General features: G+C 67.3%; 19 protein-coding genes. 9 read left to right on the forward strand and 10 right to left on the reverse strand.

The features are described from left to right. Positions 1-1,059, forward strand: a complete 1,059-nt coding sequence (locus tag LPA44_RS04220) for a DUF7350 domain-containing protein (protein ID WP_230888345.1) — start codon at positions 1-3, stop codon at positions 1,057-1,059. A 57-nt stretch (positions 1,060-1,116) separates the two neighbouring features. Beyond that, the gene (locus LPA44_RS04225; RefSeq protein ID WP_230888346.1) at positions 1,117-1,353 is read left to right on the forward strand and encodes a hypothetical protein; all 237 of its coding nucleotides are present in this window, start codon (positions 1,117-1,119) and stop codon (positions 1,351-1,353) included. A gap of 1 nt (position 1,354) precedes the next feature. On the opposite strand, the gene LPA44_RS04230 is transcribed toward LPA44_RS04225, so the two are convergent. The 5 genes from LPA44_RS04230 to LPA44_RS04250 all read right to left on the reverse strand — a co-directional run bounded on the left by LPA44_RS04230 (position 1,355) and on the right by LPA44_RS04250 (position 6,098). Further along, complete coding sequence (locus LPA44_RS04230; protein WP_230888347.1) at positions 1,355-2,344, reverse strand: CapA family protein; 990 nt, start codon at positions 2,342-2,344, stop codon at positions 1,355-1,357. A gap of 43 nt (positions 2,345-2,387) precedes the next feature. Next, on the reverse strand, positions 2,388-3,296 hold the full coding sequence (locus tag LPA44_RS04235) for a hypothetical protein (RefSeq protein ID WP_230888348.1): 909 nt from the start codon (positions 3,294-3,296) through the stop codon (positions 2,388-2,390). 66 nt (positions 3,297-3,362) lie between these two features. After that, the gene (locus tag LPA44_RS04240; RefSeq protein ID WP_230888349.1) at positions 3,363-4,715 is read right to left on the reverse strand and encodes a hypothetical protein; all 1,353 of its coding nucleotides are present in this window, start codon (positions 4,713-4,715) and stop codon (positions 3,363-3,365) included. A gap of 81 nt (positions 4,716-4,796) precedes the next feature. Then, entirely contained in the window at positions 4,797-5,639 is an 843-nt protein-coding gene (locus tag LPA44_RS04245) for an MBL fold metallo-hydrolase (protein WP_230888350.1), read from the reverse strand. 60 nt (positions 5,640-5,699) lie between these two features. Beyond that, on the reverse strand, positions 5,700-6,098 hold the full coding sequence (locus LPA44_RS04250) for a YlbF family regulator (RefSeq protein ID WP_230888351.1): 399 nt from the start codon (positions 6,096-6,098) through the stop codon (positions 5,700-5,702). Positions 6,099-6,199: 101 nt separating this feature from the next. Here LPA44_RS04250 and dph2 point away from each other — a divergent pair, with 101 nt between their 5' ends. Further along, a complete protein-coding gene (dph2, locus tag LPA44_RS04255; RefSeq protein ID WP_230888352.1) occupies positions 6,200-7,237 on the forward strand; it encodes a diphthamide biosynthesis enzyme Dph2 in 1,038 nt (345 codons plus the stop codon). Position 7,238: 1 nt separating this feature from the next. Here the strand turns inward: dph2 and LPA44_RS04260 are convergent, their stop codons facing one another. Then, a complete protein-coding gene (locus LPA44_RS04260; protein WP_230888353.1) occupies positions 7,239-9,455 on the reverse strand; it encodes a PAS domain S-box protein in 2,217 nt (738 codons plus the stop codon). A gap of 112 nt (positions 9,456-9,567) precedes the next feature. On the opposite strand from LPA44_RS04260, the gene LPA44_RS04265 reads away from it, so the two are divergent. After that, complete coding sequence (locus LPA44_RS04265; protein ID WP_230888354.1) at positions 9,568-9,954, forward strand: hypothetical protein; 387 nt, start codon at positions 9,568-9,570, stop codon at positions 9,952-9,954. A gap of 54 nt (positions 9,955-10,008) precedes the next feature. After that, positions 10,009-10,629, forward strand: a complete 621-nt coding sequence (locus LPA44_RS04270; RefSeq protein ID WP_230888355.1) for an METTL5 family protein — start codon at positions 10,009-10,011, stop codon at positions 10,627-10,629. On the opposite strand, the gene LPA44_RS04275 is transcribed toward LPA44_RS04270, so the two are convergent. Beyond that, positions 10,620-12,389, reverse strand: coding sequence for a rhomboid family intramembrane serine protease (locus tag LPA44_RS04275; RefSeq protein WP_230888356.1), 1,770 nt, complete (start codon positions 12,387-12,389; stop codon positions 10,620-10,622). The two genes, LPA44_RS04270 and LPA44_RS04275, sit on opposite strands and share 10 nt — an antisense overlap. A 92-nt stretch (positions 12,390-12,481) precedes the next feature. Here LPA44_RS04275 and LPA44_RS04280 point away from each other — a divergent pair, with 92 nt between their 5' ends. Continuing rightward, complete coding sequence (locus LPA44_RS04280; RefSeq protein WP_230888357.1) at positions 12,482-12,766, forward strand: DNA-directed RNA polymerase subunit L; 285 nt, start codon at positions 12,482-12,484, stop codon at positions 12,764-12,766. On the opposite strand, the gene LPA44_RS04285 is transcribed toward LPA44_RS04280, so the two are convergent. Together LPA44_RS04285 and hisF are read right to left on the reverse strand one after the other, a co-directional pair. Then, on the reverse strand, positions 12,763-13,167 hold the full coding sequence (locus LPA44_RS04285) for a hypothetical protein (protein ID WP_230888358.1): 405 nt from the start codon (positions 13,165-13,167) through the stop codon (positions 12,763-12,765). The genes LPA44_RS04280 and LPA44_RS04285 overlap by 4 nt on opposite strands. Positions 13,168-13,244: 77 nt before the next feature. After that, the gene (hisF, locus tag LPA44_RS04290) at positions 13,245-14,054 is read right to left on the reverse strand and encodes an imidazole glycerol phosphate synthase subunit HisF (RefSeq protein WP_230888359.1); all 810 of its coding nucleotides are present in this window, start codon (positions 14,052-14,054) and stop codon (positions 13,245-13,247) included. A gap of 74 nt (positions 14,055-14,128) precedes the next feature. Here hisF and LPA44_RS04295 point away from each other — a divergent pair, with 74 nt between their 5' ends. Both LPA44_RS04295 and LPA44_RS04300 read left to right on the forward strand, forming a co-directional pair. Next, entirely contained in the window at positions 14,129-14,566 is a 438-nt protein-coding gene (locus tag LPA44_RS04295) for a universal stress protein (protein ID WP_230888360.1), read from the forward strand. Between the two features lie 48 nt (positions 14,567-14,614). Further along, on the forward strand, positions 14,615-14,755 hold the full coding sequence (locus tag LPA44_RS04300) for a DUF7550 family protein (RefSeq protein ID WP_230888361.1): 141 nt from the start codon (positions 14,615-14,617) through the stop codon (positions 14,753-14,755). On the opposite strand, the gene purL is transcribed toward LPA44_RS04300, so the two are convergent. Then, the gene (gene purL / locus LPA44_RS04305; RefSeq protein ID WP_230888362.1) at positions 14,752-16,866 is read right to left on the reverse strand and encodes a phosphoribosylformylglycinamidine synthase subunit PurL; all 2,115 of its coding nucleotides are present in this window, start codon (positions 16,864-16,866) and stop codon (positions 14,752-14,754) included. The two genes, LPA44_RS04300 and purL, sit on opposite strands and share 4 nt — an antisense overlap. Positions 16,867-16,996: 130 nt before the next feature. On the opposite strand from purL, the gene LPA44_RS04310 reads away from it, so the two are divergent. Next, entirely contained in the window at positions 16,997-17,680 is a 684-nt protein-coding gene (locus LPA44_RS04310) for a PHP domain-containing protein (protein ID WP_230888363.1), read from the forward strand.

The following is a 17,680-nucleotide window of genomic DNA, read 5'->3' on the forward strand; positions in this document are numbered from 1 at the left end:
ATGCGCCGCCGACGGTTCCTCGCGCTCGGCTCCGTCTTCGCCGCTTCGACTCTCCTCGCTGGCTGCACGGGCGACGTGAGCACGGACGCGACAGAGACGACGCCCGCAGCGACGACCAGCACGAAGCCCGACGGCGTCTACGTCCAGTCCTTCGAGGAGCGGATGGCGATGCAGGGGACGACGACTGTCGGCGACTACACGGTCGCGCTGATGTTCACGGTACCGCACACGTTCTGGACGTTGACGAACACGGAGCGCTCGAAGACCGCGAAGACGAGTGAGGACTCCATTCACCTGATGGCGGTCGTCTGGGACGACGAAACCGGAGCTGTGCTGCCGGACACGGGCGTCTCCGTCGAGTTGGAGCGCGGCGAGTTCCTCGCGCAGGAAGTGATGTATCCGATGCTCTCCCAGCCGATGGGGTTCCACTACGGCGGGAACTTCGGGCTCGACGGCGACGGCACGTACACCGCGAACGTCTCCATCGGCGGCATCTCGGCGCGCACCACGGGCGCGTTCGAGGGGCGCTTCGAGAGCGCCGAAACCGCCGAGATGACCGTGGAGTTCACCGAGGAAACACGCGCACGAGTCGGGTCGACGCCCATCGAGCAGGCGAGGGAGTCGGGCGCACTCGCACCCCGAGAGACGAGTTATCCGAAGTCGATTTCGCCAGCACCCGAGGACCTGCCGGGGACAGTTCGCGGGACCGCGGCCATCGACGACGCGTACCTCGTCGTCACCGATCTCACGTCCGCCGAGCGTGTCGGTCGACCAGAGGACGCGTATCTCGCGGTGTCGGCGCGCACGCGGTACAACAGCTACGAGCTCTCGGGGATGGCGCTGGACGTGACGCTCGAACGAGACGGCGAGACGGTCTACGAGGGCGCGCTGACGCGGACGCTCAGCCCGGACCTCGGCTACCACTACGGCGTCGCGGTGCCGAGCGTCGAAACAGGTGACGACCTCACGCTCTCGGTGCGGACGCCACCGCGGGTCGCGCGCCACGAGGGCTACGAGACGGCGTTCCTCGAGACGGCATCGGTGACGCTGACGCTGTAGGCGTCCGCAGAGCACTCCGGCCACCGGACCTACGTGCTGGCCGTCGAAGACCACGGCATGACCGGGCCACACCCGTCGAAGTACGAGTTAGAGGGCGCGAAGGTGTACGTTCACGAGGAGGGCGAGGCTGCCGAAGTCACGCACATCGACGTCGAACACCCCGACATCAACGAAATTATCGAGCCCGGGGAGAACACGTTCGTCGGCGGGAAAGAGGGCGGCGTCTTCGTGGGACTGAAAGACGAGATGCTGGAACGCGCCCGCGACTATCTCGCCAAGCGGAAAGAAGAGTGAGTCAGTCGAGGTCGACGAGGAGGTCGTCGCCGTCGCGCTCGAATTCGGTGTCGAAGGGGGCGGAGCGCTCGCGCATCGTCTCGCGGCACCACGCCGCGGCCTCCGCGTCGGCGTGGTAGACGCTGTAGTGGTCGATTTCTGTGGGGTGGAGGCGGAGTTCGGTCGGGTCGCCGTCGGCGGTCACGTCGAGTTCGAAGAGGAAGCCGCGGTCGTTGCGGAGGTCTTCGTCGATGGCGTAGTCGTCGACGAAGTCGCCGGTGTCGTAGAGAATCGGAGCGCCGTCACGGAGTTCGACGCCCTGGAAGACGTGGGCGCTGTGGCCGTGGACGACGTCGACGCCCTCGTCGACGAGCCAGCGGCCGAATTCGCGGTACTGCTCGGCCGGCGTCTCGACCATGTTCGGCCCCCAGTGAAGGGTCGCAACGAGCAGGTCGGGATCGTGGGCGGCCGCACGGTCCAGCGCCTCGCGGACGGCCTCGCGGGTGTCCGCGTCGTCGACATCGCACTCTATGCGCGCCGTGCCAGGGCTGTCCGGGCCGGCGGCGTACTCGGGCGTGTTATCGGTGAACGCGACGAACGCGGCTGTGCAGTCGCCGACGGAGACGACGGCGGGGTCGAGCGCGTCGTCCCAGTCGCGGCCAGCTCCGGTGCGAGCGATGCCCGCGTCGTCGAGTTCGTCGAGCGTGTCGCGGAGCGCGCGCTCGCCGTAGTCGAGGACGTGGTTGTTCGCGAGCGTGACGCCGTCAACGCCCGCGGCCCTCAGCGCGGGAATCGCCCACTCGGGGTCCGCGCGGAAGTGGAACGCACGGGTCGTGCGCGTCCACGGCTCGCCGCGCGTGGAGAGACAACACTCCAGGTTACAGAACAGTCCGTCGAGCCCGGCGAGCCGGTCTTCGAGGTCACCCCAGACAGCAGTGGCGTCGCGGGTGCGCTGGCGCTCGTCGACGGCGCGGCCCAGCATCACGTCGCCGGTGAATCCGAGCGTCGGCATGGCCGGCGCTACGCGCGAGCAACTGTTAGTCGTTCTCGCCGACCTACTGCGGGGGAATCGCGGTTTCGTCGGCGTTCGCGGCGAGCGCGCGCTTGACCGCCTGTACGTCCTCGCCGCCGGCTTCGGACTGGTTCTCCATCAGGACCGTCTCGCTGGGGAACAGGCGCTCGCCGACTTCGAGGCCGTGCTCGCGGGCGGTCGAGCCCGTAACCGTGAGGTAGACGCCGACGCCGACGTCCGCGATGGCGGCTTCCTCCTCGCGGCCCGCATCGGGGTAGACGAACTCGACGCCCTGCGTGGCGTCCGTGCCGAGGACCGCGCGGACGAGGCGCTCGTAGCGCGGGCTGATGCAGACTTCTCCCTCGTAGGCCGCGAGGAACGCGCGGTCGAGTTCCTCTGCGCCGACGGACTGCTTGGCCGCGGGCGTCGCCAGCAGCGTGTGGTAGACGGTGTCGCCGAGCCCCGAAATCACGCGGACGTCCGTGTCATGGGGGTCGATGCGGTCGTTCAGGTCAGCAATGGTCGAGAGCGGTTCGGGCTCCAGTTGGACGACCTCTTCGAGCACGAGGTCAGCGCTGTCGAACCCGAGCGCGAATTCGTGGGTGCGGAGCGCGCGGAACGGCTCCTCGCGGCCGACCAGTTGGACGGGCGTCCCCTCGACGTCGAGGGTCAGCGAGTCAAAGACGACGCGCCGGGGCTTACCCGCGCGGGCGTCCCGCAGCAGCGTGAAGTCCGGTTGGTGTGGTTCAGCGGGCTCGCTGTACTCGGCCAGGCGCTCGTAAACGCCGCGCTCAGCGTCCTGCTCGTCTTTCGTGACGGCCTTCTCGTAGCGCAGCGTCGACACCACGTCGTCGGCGACCGCGGTCGCGTCGGCGCGAGCGGCGAATCTGTCGAGTACGGCTTCCAGCGGCCGTCCCTTCCGCGGAACGGCGACGCGCACCGGCGCAGTCATGATAGGAGAAGAGAGCCGGCGAGCGCCGAAAACGGTTGTGATTCCCCCGGATGGGCGGTCGCGGCGCTACGTGCCGAAGACGTCCGAGAGCTGGTCGCGCCACTCCTCGATTTCGTCGACGTGCTCCTCGACGTCCTCGAGGTCCTCAGCGACGTCTTCGAGGTCGTCCTCGATTTCGTCGACCTCCATGACGGCGTCCTCAGTGTCTGCGAGGCGCTCATCGATGGCGTCGACGTCACCGCGCAGGCGTTCGAGGTCCTCGCGGAGGTCCTCGACTGCGCCAACGTCGTCTTCGACCGCCGCGACGCGTTCGCGGAGCTGCTCGCGGTCGCCGGCGGCGTCCTCGACGCTCGCCTCCACTTCCGCAACTTCGTTCGAGAGGTCGCCGAGTTCCGCGGACAGCGAGGAGACCTCATTCTCGACGTCGCTGACGAGCTGCTGGGCGGTTCCTTCCTCGTCGAGGAACTCCTCAAGGGCGTCCGTGTACGCTTCCAGTTCGGAGACGCGGCTCTGGAGGTGTTCGATTTCGACCTGCGTACTGTTGGGGACGCCGCCGAAGGCGTCCTGCAGGGTCGCGAGGTCGTCGTCGCTGACCTCGTCGTTGCGGATGGCCTCCGCGAGCGTCGCGACGAGGTCGCTGGCGTCGAAGCCGATCGATTCGGGCGCGGACTCTGCTTCAGCTCCCGCCTCTGCCTCGGCTTCCTCCTCGCCGAATCCTTCAGCCTCGGGCTCCTCTATCTCTTCTTCCTCGGCTGCGGACGGCTCGGGCTGCTCTGCCCCGTACCCTTCGGCCTCCGGCTCGGTTGGCGGTTCCTCCTCGAACGTCTCGTCCTCGACGTCCACAGGCTCCTCGTTGGCTTCGACTGCGGACTCCTCGTCGCTGCCGAGGTCGACGTCGCCTTCGAGGATTTCGGCGTCCTCCTCTTCGAGGGACTCGATGCCGCCCTCGATGTCGGCTTCTAGGCCGACCTCCTCGCTCTCCTCCTCGAGGCCGGGGACCGTCTCGCGCTCGCCACCCGCGAGTTCGCGGACGACCGATGTGGACTCCGGCGGGACGACCTCGTCGATATCCTCGCCCTCCAGTTTGATGGTCGGCGCGGAGAGGAACGGCGTCTCGTCTTGGCCTTCCTCCATGCGCACGCCGTATACGGTGGTGAAGGATTCGCCGGGCTCGATTTCGCGCTCGAAGCGGACGACGCCGTCGCCGCTGGCCGTCCAGTGCTCGCTGCCGTACTCGGGGTGGAAGCCGATTTGGTCGATGCCGAACTCGTCGGGGATCTCGTCGACGATGCGGAGCGTGACCGCGTCGTCTCGGTCGGAGTCGATGTCGAAGGCGACCGCCGGGACTGGGAAGTCCTCGGCGTTGAAGAACTTGCTGACGGTGACGCCGTCGGTCTCGACGACCGTTTCGTCACTCATCGGAACCACCCGCGGGTTGGTCGTGCATACCACCACCTACGCGGACGAGGACTTAAATTACCCGCCGACTCTCGGCGTCAGTTACTCGTCTGTCACGTCCACGCGGTCGCCGATTTCTACGAGATCAAGGCGGCGCGGGAACGCGAAACTCCGGACGTGGTGGTGCAGCGCCTTCGGGTCCGCCGTCAGCCCCTTCCACATGTCCCAGTGGGAGGGCAGCAGGCGGTCGACGCGGAGGTCGCTGGCGGCCTTCACGACCTGATTCTCGTCGTTGTACCAGCGCGTGCGCTTGGGCTCGCGGCTCTGCTTGTCGGGGACGTTGCCGACCGCGCCGAACGCCAGAATTCCGAGGTCGACATCGTACTCGCGACCAAGGCGCTCGAACTCGTCGCTTGGCTTGGTGTCGCCGCCGTGGAAGATGGTGCCCGCATCGTGCTCAATGACGTACGAGACGGGATGGGTGGCGTCCGGGTCGTGGGCGGGTTCGACGTGAATCGTGAATTCGCCGACCTCGAACGTGTCGCCCTCCGAAATCTCGTTGTACTGGTCGGTGTCGACGGCGTAGTTGTCGTCCCACGCCTCCTCACCGCGCGCGACCGCCAGCGAATCGTCGGGCGCGTAGAACTCTGCCCCGGTTTCGGCGAGAATCGGTGCCTGACTCGGTCCATGCACGTGATCGGTGTGTTCGTGGGTGGCGAGCACGGCGTCGGCCTCGGTGACGTCCCGCGGGTCGAACGGCACCGGAATCATCCGGATGGTGCGCGGCGGGGACCCAGTCCCGAGGTAGGGGTCGATGAACAGCGTCGTCCCGTCCTCGCCCTTGAGGACGAAGCCGTTGCAGCCGAGATACCAGACCGCGACGCCAGCGGGCGTGGACTGCTCGACGGCCGTCGGCAGCCAGTCGCCCCAATCGGAGTGGACCATACCGTCGGGTCACTCGCGTCGCCCCCTAAGCGTTCCGGGGTTAGGTTGTGTAGAAAACAGTTAGTCCTGACAGCACGCGCCGGACTCGCCGACGAAGTCGACGTCCAGCGGCTCCGAAATCAGGTCGTTGAGGAACTCGAATTTGGCTTCCAGTTCGTCCTGCGCGTCGAGGTACTCCGCCATCACGGGGTGCTCGTGGAGGCGCTTCTGGGCGTCCTCGACGTTCTTGGCGTCCTCCTGAGTGGCGTCGCCGGTCTGTCTCGCGAGCATGAACTCCTGGCGGAGGTCCTCGAACTCGCTGATGCGCTGCTGGACTTCCTCGCTGTTCTCGACGGCGGCCTTCGTCTCCTCGTAGCGCTGGTACTCGGGGGACTCCTCGATGGCTTCGCCGAGCTGGCGCGCGATGTCGTCGGCCTTCGTAGTGCCGGTCGTGGCCGGGGAGTCGGAGTCGACGCTCATGCCTGGCGGTTGGCGCTCGGTCGGTTTGAAGGTGCCGGAAGCGGGGGCGGTCGCCCCCGGAACCGCCGAGGTTAAACGAACGAAGCCTGTATCGCGGTGTAATGAGCCACGAAGAGACCCGTTCGGCAGGAGACCTCCGGAACACCGGACTCTCCCTGAAACACGACCGAACGTGGGACTACGAACTCGACCGCATCGTGGAGGCGGTCGAGGAGCGCGACGCGGAGAAGGTCGGCCTGCAGTTCCCCGAGGGGCTGAAGCGCAGCGCGCCCGGGGTCGCCGATGACCTCCGCAAGCTGCTCCCCGACGACACGCGCGTGATGATTTCGGGGCAGCCGTGCTACGGTGCCTGCGACCTCGACACGTACATGATGCGGCGGACGGACGTCTTCGTCCACTTCGGCCACTCCCCGATGAAGGAGTCCGAGAAAATCATCTACGTGCCGCTGTTCTCGAACGTCGACGTCGAACCCATCATGGAGCAGTCCCTCGAGGAACTTGACGAGGAGGACGTCGGGCTCGTCACGACCGCCCAGCACATGAACCTCTTCCCGGAGATGAAAGAGTGGCTGACCGAGCGCGGCTACGAGGTCCACACGCGGAAGGGTGACGACCGCCTCACCCACGAGGGACAGGTGCTCGGTTGCAACTACGCGAGCGCGGATATCGACGCTGACCAGGTGCTGTACGTTGGCGGCGGGAAGTTCCACCCGCTCGGCCTCGCGATGGAGCACCCCGAGAAGAAGGTCGTTATCGCCGACCCCGTCAACAACTCCGTCTCCGTCGCGGACACGGAGAAGTTCCTCAAGCAGCGCTACGCTACCGTCCACAAGGCGATGAGCGCCGAGAAGTGGGGCGTCATCTTCTGCACGAAGATCGGCCAGGGTCGCTGGGACCAGGCCAACGAAATCGTGGAGAACAACGACAACGCCTACCTCATCACGATGGACGAAGTCACGCCGGACCGCCTCCGGAACTTCGACATGGACGCGTTCGTGAACACGGGCTGTCCGCGCATCACGACCGACGACGGCCCGCAGTTCCACAAGCCGATGGTGACCCCCGGCGAGTACGAGATTGCGGTGGGCAACAAGCCCCTCGAAGACCTTTCCTTCGACACGTTCCACGGCACCTGGTAAGCTACTCTGCCGTTTCGACACCCGTAATTTCGAAGCGCGCACCGCCGTTCTCGCCGTCAGTAACCTCGATTTCCCAGCCGTGGGCGTCCACGAGTTCCGCGACGATGCTGAGCCCGATGCCGGTTCCGCGGTCGTTCGTCGAGTAGCCGTACTCGAAGACGCGCTCGCGGTCCCCCGCGGGGACGCCGGAGCCGTCGTCCTCGACGTAGAAGCCGTCGTCGAGGTCGCTGATCCGGACCGTGACGCAGTCGTCGGGTGGATTTTCTGAGGCGTGTTCGACTGAGTTGCGGAACAGATTCTCCAGTAGTTGCTCGAGGCGGCCTTCGTCTGCGCGCACCGTCAGCGCCGAGTCCGCGACGAGCGTCGCAGTCTGTGTCTCTACAGTCGCCCACGCGCGTTCGGCTACGGTGTCGAGTGCGACGTCGTCGAGGTCGGTTGCCGTGCGTCCCTGCCGAGCGAGCGCGAGGACGTCGTCGATGAGCGTGCGCATCCGTCCGTGGGCGCTGGCGACCCTTTCGAGGCGGTCGCTATCGTATTGTTCGCGAGCGAGTTCGAGGTTCCCCTCCGCGACGTTCAGGGGGTTGCGAAGGTCGTGGCTGAGGATATCCGCGAATTTATCGAGTTTGTCGCGTTCGCGGCGGAGCGCGCGTTCACGCTCCTTGAATTCCGTGACGTCCCGTGTGACACCCACGAGATGTGTGACCTCACCGTCGACGACGACAGGGGAGATCGTCCCGGAGACAACAACGTCGCCGGCAGGGAACTCGAACACCTCCTCGAACTCGACGGGCTCACGGCACTCGTAACACCGACGGTGGTGCGAGACCGTCTGGTCGCCGAGCGCCGAGTGGAACGCCTCGTGCTCAGTTTTTCCGACGATGTCGGCGGCCGACAGCCCGCTCATCTCCTCGTGGGCGCGGTTGAGTTGACGATAAACGAACTCGACGTCGCCGTCGTCCTTGACGACCTCCAGTAGGAACAGGCCGTCCTGGGCGTTCTCGAAGACCGTCTCGTACTGGCGTTTCAGCCGGCGGAGTTGGGCTTCGCGTTCCTCGCGCTCGCTGATGTCGCGGCTGATGGCGAGGAACTGGCGCTCGCCGTCGACTTCCAGCTCCGTGAGGTGGACTTCGACGGGGAACGTCGAGCCGTCTACGCGCTCGAACTCGGCCTCGAAGCGCCGGAGGCCGCCGTGCTCCATCCCGGCTTCCATCGCCATCACCGACTCGCGGTCGGTCGTCGTGTCCACGTCCCAGACGAATTGGCCGACGAGTTCGTCGGCTGCGTAGCCAAGTTCCTCGCAGATGCGTTCGTTGACGTCGACGATGACGCCGTCGGCGTCGTGGATGTTCACCATGTCCGGGGAGTTCTCGAAGAGGGCTTCGAGGCGCTCGGAGTCGCGTTCGAGGCGGTGCTGGCGCTCGCGCTGCTGGGTGATGTCCGTGATGAACCCCTCGATGCCGCGCAGGTCGCCGGCGGCGTCGTAGATGCCGCGGCCGCGCTCCCAGACGTGCTTTCGGTTGCCGTCCTGCGTCTCGATGCGGTACGTGACCTCGAAGGGCTCGCAGTCGTCGAGGGCGTTCTGGACCGCGGTCCACATCGCCTCGCGGTCGTCGGGATGGATGATTTCCTCGCCCCAGACGACGTCGCCAGCTTCGAGCGCGGCCGCGGGGTAGCCCGTGAGTTGCTCGCACTCGCCGCCGACGTACTCCATCGGCCAGTCGGGTTTGTTCCGGCAGCGGTACACCATCCCGGGGAGGTTGCTGACGAGGGTTTCGAGGCGGCGGTTGCGCTCGTCGAGTGCGCGCTCGGAGCGTCGCTTCTCGACGGCGTTCTGCACGCGGTTCGCCAACACGGTGTACTGCTCGGTGCTGCTCTCCTTCTGGAGGTAGTCGGTGACGCCGGCGGAGATGGCGTCGCTGGCGACTTCCTCGCTGCCCTTCCCCGTGAACAGAATGAACGGCAGTTCGGGAAAGTCCTCGCGGACGGTTTCAAGGAACTCGATACCGTCCATCTCCGGCATATCGTAGTCGGAGACGATGCAGTCGACGTCGTGTTCGGCGAGGTGGGCGAGTGCGTCCGTCGTGGTGGTTACGGCGGTCACGCCGAGTCGGGATTCGACGCGCTCCAGGTACGTGCTGGCGAGGTCGCCGAGAGCCTCGTCGTCGTCCACGTGGAGGACGTGAATCAACCCGGCCGTCGCACTCGTCCCGGCATCCATGGGCTCACATCGGGGCGTCTCAGGAAATAACGACGGGGTTGACCCACGATGTCTAATTACTACTGGGCATTAGCAAACCTTTTTGTATTTCCCCCATGTATGTGTGAGTAGCATGAGCACGTCACGCCGAACCAGCCCCATAGAGGGCTGTCGCCCCACCGACTCCACCCCCGTGACCGTCGACGCAGACACCATCGCTGGCGCATCCCGCGAGGATCTCCGCACGCTCGCCGACGACCTCGCCGACGAGGGCTACGTCCCCGCGGAAGTCGCCGTCAACGCCGCCTTCGACGAGGACTGCTCGCTGGCCACCCAACGCGAGGCCGACCGTCTCCGCGAAGTCATCGAGAACGCCTCCTTCCTCGGTGCGAACCGCCTCACCGTCGACGTGCGCGAGGCCGCCGCCCCCGAGAAAGTCCGCCCCGCGCTCTCCGCGGTCGCGGAGCGCGCGCGCCGCGACGGTCTCGCCGTCGACGTCGACGGCCTCTCCCTGAACTGACGCTCTCTCTTTCGTGACGGAGCTTTCTTCGACCCCGGAGCCCTCGCCTCGGGCATGAAGCGCGCGCTCGAACAGCGCCTCTCGGCGGTCGAAGGGTTCCGCGACCCGAGTGCCGCGCTCGAACAGTACCCGACACCCGCGGACCTCGCCGCCCACCTCCTCCACCTCGCCGACCTCCACGGCGACCTCGCCGGCCGCACCGTCGCCGACCTCGGCACTGGCACGGGGATGCTCGCGCTCGGTGCCGCCACCCGCGAGCCCGAACGCGTCCTCGCGATCGAACGCGACCCGGACGCGCTCGCCGTCGCCCGCGAGAACGAACCGCGCGTCGACCCCGCAGTCGGCGTCGACTGGCTGCTCGGGGACGCGACGCGGCCGCCGCTGGCGAGCGTGGATACGGTCGTGATGAACCCTCCGTTCGGCGCGCAGCGCGGCAGCGAACACGCCGATCGCGCGTTCCTCGCCGCGACCGCCGGGATTGCCGGGGTCTCGTACTCGATTCACAACGCCGGCAGCAAGTCGTTCGTGGAGTCGTTCGCCGCCGACGAGGGCGGCGAAGTCACGCACGCGTTCGCCGCGGAACTCGACGTCGCTCGCCAATTCGAGTTCCACACGAGCGAGCGCGAGCGCCTCGACGTCGAAGCCTTCCGCATCGAGTGGGCGGGCTACTCGTAGGACTCCCTGCTCGCGATACTGATAGTCGTGTTCTCGTGTTCGGCGAGCACCCGGCTCCCGTTTCGCACGAACGTCAACCCGCCGGCCTCGTTTGTCTCGTTCTGTCTCGGAATCCCCGTCGAGCCGATAACCGTCTTGTTGCGCAGGACGTTGAGGTCGATACCGCCGCTCGACGACGTCACGCGCACCTGTCGCCCGGCGACGACCGGATCCGCGGTAGCGTTCTCGGAACTGTAGACGTGCCGCGTCTCGTCCTCGGGCGGCGTGACGTAGACGTTGTAGACGGCGCTCGCACCCGCGGGGACCCAGCCGCGTCGGTGGACGCCGACGGACTCCTTCCAGCCGACGCCACCGACGGTGACGGACTGGTCACCGTAGAACCCGAGTCTACTCGCGCTCACCTCCTGTGTCCAGATGTCGCGCTCGGGGTTGGCGACGATGACGCCGCTCGCGGAGACGTTCGTCGCCTGCGAGAAGTACGGGATATCCACGCCGGAGACGCGTTCGTTGGTGACGTCTTCTGCGTAAGTCACCTCGTAGCCGCGGACCTCCACGGGATCGCCGGGGAGGTCAGCGTCCGCGACGGTGGTGAAGTTCACCGGCACAGCAACCATCGACATTGTCACGACGGGCAACAGCAACACGACGAACGCGGCCTTCCGCGTGGAGACGTCGCCGAACAGCGTGCTCGTGTCGGCGCGCACGGCGGCGGTCAGCAGGACGGCGAGCGCGGCGACGAGCAGCACACCGAGGGCGCGGAAGAGCACGTACTCGTCGGTAGCTCCATACCACCACACCGCCCACAGCGACATCGACGCCGCGAGCACGACCGCGCCGAACCAAATGCGGGCGGCGGAGGGCCGATTCTCGCGTCGGACGACGAGCGCAGCGGCGAGCACCGCACCGACGAGGAAACCAAAGAGGTGGCCCTGTACGGAGATACCCGCCCACCACGGCGTCGAAAAGGACGGCGAGGCGGAGGCGTACGTAATCGGATCGTGGACAACCGTCCACAAGAGGGACAGCACCTCGCGGACCGACACGGCGAGCACGGTCGCCAGCGGGAAGCGAACGAGCGCGAACCCTGCGAACGCGTAGACGACGCCGGAGAAGCCGATAGTTGCGCCCCACGAGAACACGCCGGTCAGCAGGCCGACGCCGAAGACGGCCGCCGGGAAGACGACGAGCGCGCGGACGTAGGGGTTGGTGCGCCACGAGCCGAACGAGGACTCGCCACGCTCGGTCGGGTAGTGCGAGAAAGCGTACTCTGCCAGCGGCGCGAGCGCAACCGTCGCGAGGAGGTTCCCCGTGACGTGGCCGAGGCTGGCGTGAGCGAACGCCGACGTGACGGTCCCGAGTGGGTAGAAGTACGACCACGAGACGAACGGCACGACCAGTGGCGCGCCCGCCGCACCGAACTGGACGACCAGGTAGAATGCGGCGACCGCGACGACAACCAAGAGCGTACCCCACGGAATCCCGAACAGGAGTCGGCTGCGGATGCGGCGCACAGCGGCACGACCTTCCCCTACTGAGAGCACGCCCACGCCAGTTGCGACGAACGTGACGACGGCCGCGTACGCGGCGGCGGTCCAGACGTCGACCGTTTCCAGCGCCGCCGCGGCGGCAATGCCGACGAGCACGGCGACGGGGGCGGCACACGCGAGCGAAGAAAACCGACGGAACCGCGGCACCACGGCGGTCACCGCAAGGAGGGCAAGCGTCGTCGCAACGACGACGACCACCGGCGAGACGTTCATATCACTACGTGGCTGGCCCCGGCCGCATAAACAGTCCGCCCGCGAGCCAACGGTTCGAAACGTTGAAACGCGCCACGAGCGAACCCATATACATGGACCTGCGGGTTATCGAGAAGGGAGACGCGGAACTCACTATCGAGATTGCCGGGGAAGACCACACGTTCATGAACGGGCTGAAGGGCTCGCTCATCGAGACCGAGGGCGTCGCGGCGTCCTCGTACGACATGAACCCCGAGCAGTCCGGCGGCCAGACTGAACCGGTGCTCACTATCAAGACCGAGGACGGCACCGACCCCCTCGACGCGCTGCAGTCGGCGGCAGAACGGATGGGCGACGAACTCCGGGACTTCGCGGACGCGTTCGAAGCGGCCGCTTAACCGACGACGACCGATAGTTCGAATGTCCGTCCGCCGAACTCGAAGGCGGACGCCGCGTTGCGCTCGGCGAGTGCATCCACGTATTCTTCGAGGGCGACACGACGACCGGGCTGCGTGCGCACGCGGACGCTGTCGGTGTCCGCACCAAAGTACGCGACCGCGTTCTGTATCTCGGGCATCGACAGCACGTCCGTGAGTGATAACTGCGTGGCGTCGGCGTCGCTGTCGGTCAACACGAGGTATATCGGTTGAATCCCTCCGGAGGCGTGCGCGAGGTTCACGAACCGCGCGGAATCGCACTCGGCGGCTCCCACCGCCGAGCGCCCCGGGTCGAGCGGTCCATCAGGGGAACACTGGGCAGTCCCCGGGTCCCCCGACCCGGGTGCACCAGAGTGAGACATACTACCGCTATATTGGACTTTGGTGATAAATCATTCGCAGTATCCACTCCGGAATATCGACGCCCCGGCCGTCGCGCCTACAACCGAACTGGAACGCCGTGTTCGTCGAGGTACTGCTTTGTCTCCTCGATGGTGTACTCGCCGTAGTGGAAAATCGAGGCCGCGAGTGCGGCGTCCGCGCCCGCGTCGAAGGCGTCGGCCATATCCTGGGGCGACCCACACCCGGACGAAGCGATGACCGGCGTCGAGACGGCGTCACAGACCGCGCCCGTCAGCGGCAGGTCGTAGCCGTCCTTCGTGCCGTCGGCGTCGATGGAATTCACGAACAGCTCGCCCGCGCCGCGCTCCTCCGCTTCGCGCGCCCACTCGACGACGTCCCGGCCGGTCCCCTCGCGCCCACCCTTCACGGTCGCCTCGAACCAGCATGACTCGCCGTCGACTTGCTCGTAGTGTTCGCCCTGTTCGTCGTAGCGCCGCCGCGCGTCCACGCTGATGACGATGCACTGGTTGCCGAACGCCTTCGCGCCCTCCGTGATGAGTTCGGGGCGTTCGAGCGCGCCCGTGTTGATGGAGACCTTGTCGGCGCCCGCGCGCAGCGTCTCCTTGATATCGTCCTTCTCGCGGATGCCGCCGCCGACGGTCAGCGGGATGAACACCTCGTCGGCGACGCGCTCGACGGTCTCCAGCATCGTCGCGCGACCCTCCGCGCTCGCGGTGATGTCGAGGAAGACGAACTCGTCGGCGCCCGCTTCGTTGTACCGTTTCGCCATCTCCACGGGGTCGCCCGTGTACTCGAGGTCCTCGAAATTCACGCCCGTGTAGACGGCGGCGTTCCCGTCGTCGTCTAAGTCGACGTCGACGCACGGGATGACGCGCTTGGTCAGCATGGTTTGCAGTTCGAGGGAACCGCCGATAGTGGTTTCGTCTCCGGCATCCAACGACCAGACGTGAGGGATACGCCATGACCTACGTCGTCGCGTTCGACGACTCGCCGCTCTCGCAGGCCGCGCTCGGCCGCGCGGTCGCGTTCGCGAAGGCAACCGACGAGTCAGTCGTCGCTGTCGCCGCGATTCCGCGAGACGCCGAGACGGCGCGCGAGCGCGGCTGGCTGAGCGGCGACGAGACGTTCAGCGTCGAACAGGTCGCACGGAATCTCACCGACCACGTGACCGACATTAACCCGGACGTCGAGTTCGACTACCGGGTCGTGGACAAGTACGCGCCCCGCGGTCGCGTGAGCCGCGAAGTCCGGGAGCTCGCGGTCGAACACGACGCGACCGTCGTGTTCATCGGCAGCGACAACGCCGGCCGGATGGTCGGCGGCATCACGTCCATCGGCCAGAACGTCTCCGCGGACGACCGCTACGACGTCCACATCGTCCGCCACGTCGGCGACTGACCGCGCCGGTTCGGTACTGCCAAGTAGGCCCCCATCCAATCGCCGCGCATGTCAGACGACCACGCTCACGACGACTCGGGCCGCGTCACGTCACCGATGCAGGAGTACACCACGAGCCAGGTCGGCGTCGGCCTCCTCGTGTTGCTCGTCGGCGTCGCCGTGGCGTACCTCTTCCCGGCGTTCTTCTAGTCGAGTTCACGTTCGAGGACACGCCGCGCGTCCACGATTGCCTGGAAGTCGTAGTCGACGGACTCTCCAGCCACAGCGAGGGATAGCACGCCGTCGCCAGTCGCCTCGCCGAGGTCAACGACGGACGCGTCCACCACGTCACGGAGCGCGCCGGCGTCGGTCGTCTCCACGACCGCGCGACCTGGTGCCTCCGAGAACAGCGCGCCGACGCTCGGAACGTCTACCTCAACGCCCGCGCTCTCCTTGACCATCTCGGCGAGCGTGACCGCGAGGCCACCGTCGCTGACGTCGTGGACGGCGAGCGTCGCGTCGTGGGTCGCGGCCGTTCGGACTGCTTCGACGCTGCTATCCTCCACGTCGGGGAACGGCGCGCTGCCGTCGAACTGTGCGAGGTACTCGCTCCCGCCGAGCGTCTCGTCGTGCCCGCCGACGAGCACGAGGTCCCCCTCGCCCGCGGCCGCCATCCCGGGCGCATCGTAGCCCTGCCGGACGCCGAGCATCGCGAGCGTCGTCGTCGGCGGCACGGGGCCGGCGTTCGAGTCGTTGTAGAGGCTGACGTTCCCGCCGACGACCGGCGCGTCGACCGCGCGACAGCCGTCCGCGAGGCCGTCAACCGCCGCCGCGAACTCGCCGTAGACGTCGGGTTTCTCGGGGTTGCCGCCGTTCAGGCAGTCCACTGCGGCCAGCGGCTCCGCGCCGACGGCCGCGAGGTTCGTCGCGTTCTCCACGGCCGTGGCGTACGCACCGCGGTACGGCGAGGAGTCGGTCCAGTTCGGGTTCGAGCCCGCGGAGAACGCCAGCGCCGTGTCCTCGCCACCTGCTTCGGCCACTTCGTGGAGCGCCAACTCGGCGGCGTCGTCGCCGGGCCGCCGGAGGGTGCGGTTGCCGACCTCGTGGTCGTACTGGCGGTACACCCAGCGCTTGCTCGCCGTGTTCGGACTCGACAGCACCGCATCGAACGCCTCCTCAACGTCGATGTCCGGCAGGTCCGTCTCGGGCTCGCTGGGTTCCTCTCGTTCGAGGTCGTTCATCGGTGCGCCGTCCGCGAGGAACTCCGCAGGGGCGTCGACGACCGTCTCGCCCTCGAATTTGCAGACGTAGTTCCCGTCGGTGACTTCCCCGATGACCGAGCAGCCGAGGTCGAAGCGCTCGGCGATTTTCCGGACGCGGTCGACGTCCTCGGGGCGGACCTCGTAGCACATGCGCTCCTGGGACTCGGCGAGCAGGATTTCGAGAGCGTTCATGTTCGGCTCGCGCTGGTGGACCTTCGCCAGGTCGATATGCGCGCCGAGGTCGCCGAGCGCGACCAGTTCCGAGGACGCGCCGCCCAACCCAGCCGCGCCGAGGTCGCGGGCAGCCTGCAGGAGGTCCTCGTCGACGAGTGCCTCGTTGGCTTCCACGAGGAGTTTCTCCGTGTACGGGTCGCCGACCTGCACCGCGGGCCGGTCCTCCGTCTCGGCGTCCTCCGCGAGGTCCTCGCTGGCGAAACTCGCCCCGCCGAGGCCGTCCCGGCCAGTCGCATTCCCGACGAGTACGAGCTTATTTCCGGGTTCCTTCGCGGCGGCAGTGACGAGGCGGTCCTCGGTGACGAGGCCGACACACGCGACGTTCACGAGCGGGTTCCCCTCGTAGCCGTCGTGGAACTGCGTGCTCCCCGTGACGGTGGGGACGCCGATGGCGTTCCCGTAGTCGCTGATGCCCTCGACGACTCCGTCGAGGAGGTAGCGGGAGTGGTCCCGAGAGAAGCCGCCGAAGTACAGGGCGTCCGCGAGCGCGATGGGGTACGCGCCCATCGAGAGCGTGTCGCGGACGATGCCGCCGACGCCCGTCGCCGCGCCGTCGTAGGGGTCGACGTAGGAGGGGTGGTTGTGGCTCTCGACGCCGAACGTCACCAACTGGTCCGTGCCGGGGACCGACACCACGGCGGCGTCGTCGCCCGGCCCGACGACGACGTCGTCGCTGTCGGTGGTGAACGCGGACAACAGCGGGCGCGAGGAGCGGTACGCGCAGTGCTCGCTCCAGAGGTTCTCGAACAGCGCGGCCTCCGCCCGCGTCGGGTCCCGTCCCAGTTCCGCTTCGACGAGGCGTCGGTCCGATTCGGCGAGTGGCATTCACCTTCGTGGTCCTTCCGCGAGCGTTTAGTCGTTTCCATGTACACGGACGTGAACAGTCTTGCCGCGCCGTCCCGGCGGACGATTGCGGACCGGGGCGCTTTTGCCCACCCCTACGTAACCTCCAGACGTGCTTTCCGTCGAACTCCACACGCACTCCGAGCTCTCCTACGACGGCCGCGACCCCGTCGAGATGCTCTTAGAGCAAGCGCAGGCGGTGGGGCTCGACGCGCTCGCTGTCACCGACCATGACGAAATCGAGGCGAGCCTACGGGCCGCCGATCTTGCCGAGGAGTACGGCCTCGTCGGCATTCCGGGGATGGAGGTAACCAGCGCCGACGGCCACGTGCTCGCCATCGGCGTCGAGGAGGCGGTGCCATCGGGCGAGCCGTTCGTGGACACGCTCGACGCGATTCGCGATCGCGGCGGGCTCGCCATCGTCCCCCACCCGTTCCAGTCCTCGCGAAGCGGCGTGGCGCCAAACATCTCGACGGCGACGCTGGCGTCCGCGGACGCCATCGAGGTGTACAATTCGCGGCTGCTCACGGGCCGTGCGAACCGGAAGGCCGAGCGGTTCGCGCGCGCTCATAATCTCCCGATGACTGCTGGCAGCGACGCCCACATCGCGGAGATGGTCGGACAGGCGGTGACGCGCGTCGGCGCCGACGAACGCTCGCTGGACAGCATCCTCGACGCCATCCGGGACGGCCGGACGAGCGTCGAGGGAAAACGCACGCCGTGGCACATCAGCTTCCGGCAGGCGGCGGGCGGCGCGAAGCGCCGCGTGAAGAACCGCATCGCAGAGTTCTTCTGA

It is taken from the genome of Halobacterium sp. KA-4 (assembly GCF_021028995.1).
Taxonomy (GTDB): Archaea; Halobacteriota; Halobacteria; order Halobacteriales; family Halobacteriaceae; genus Halobacterium.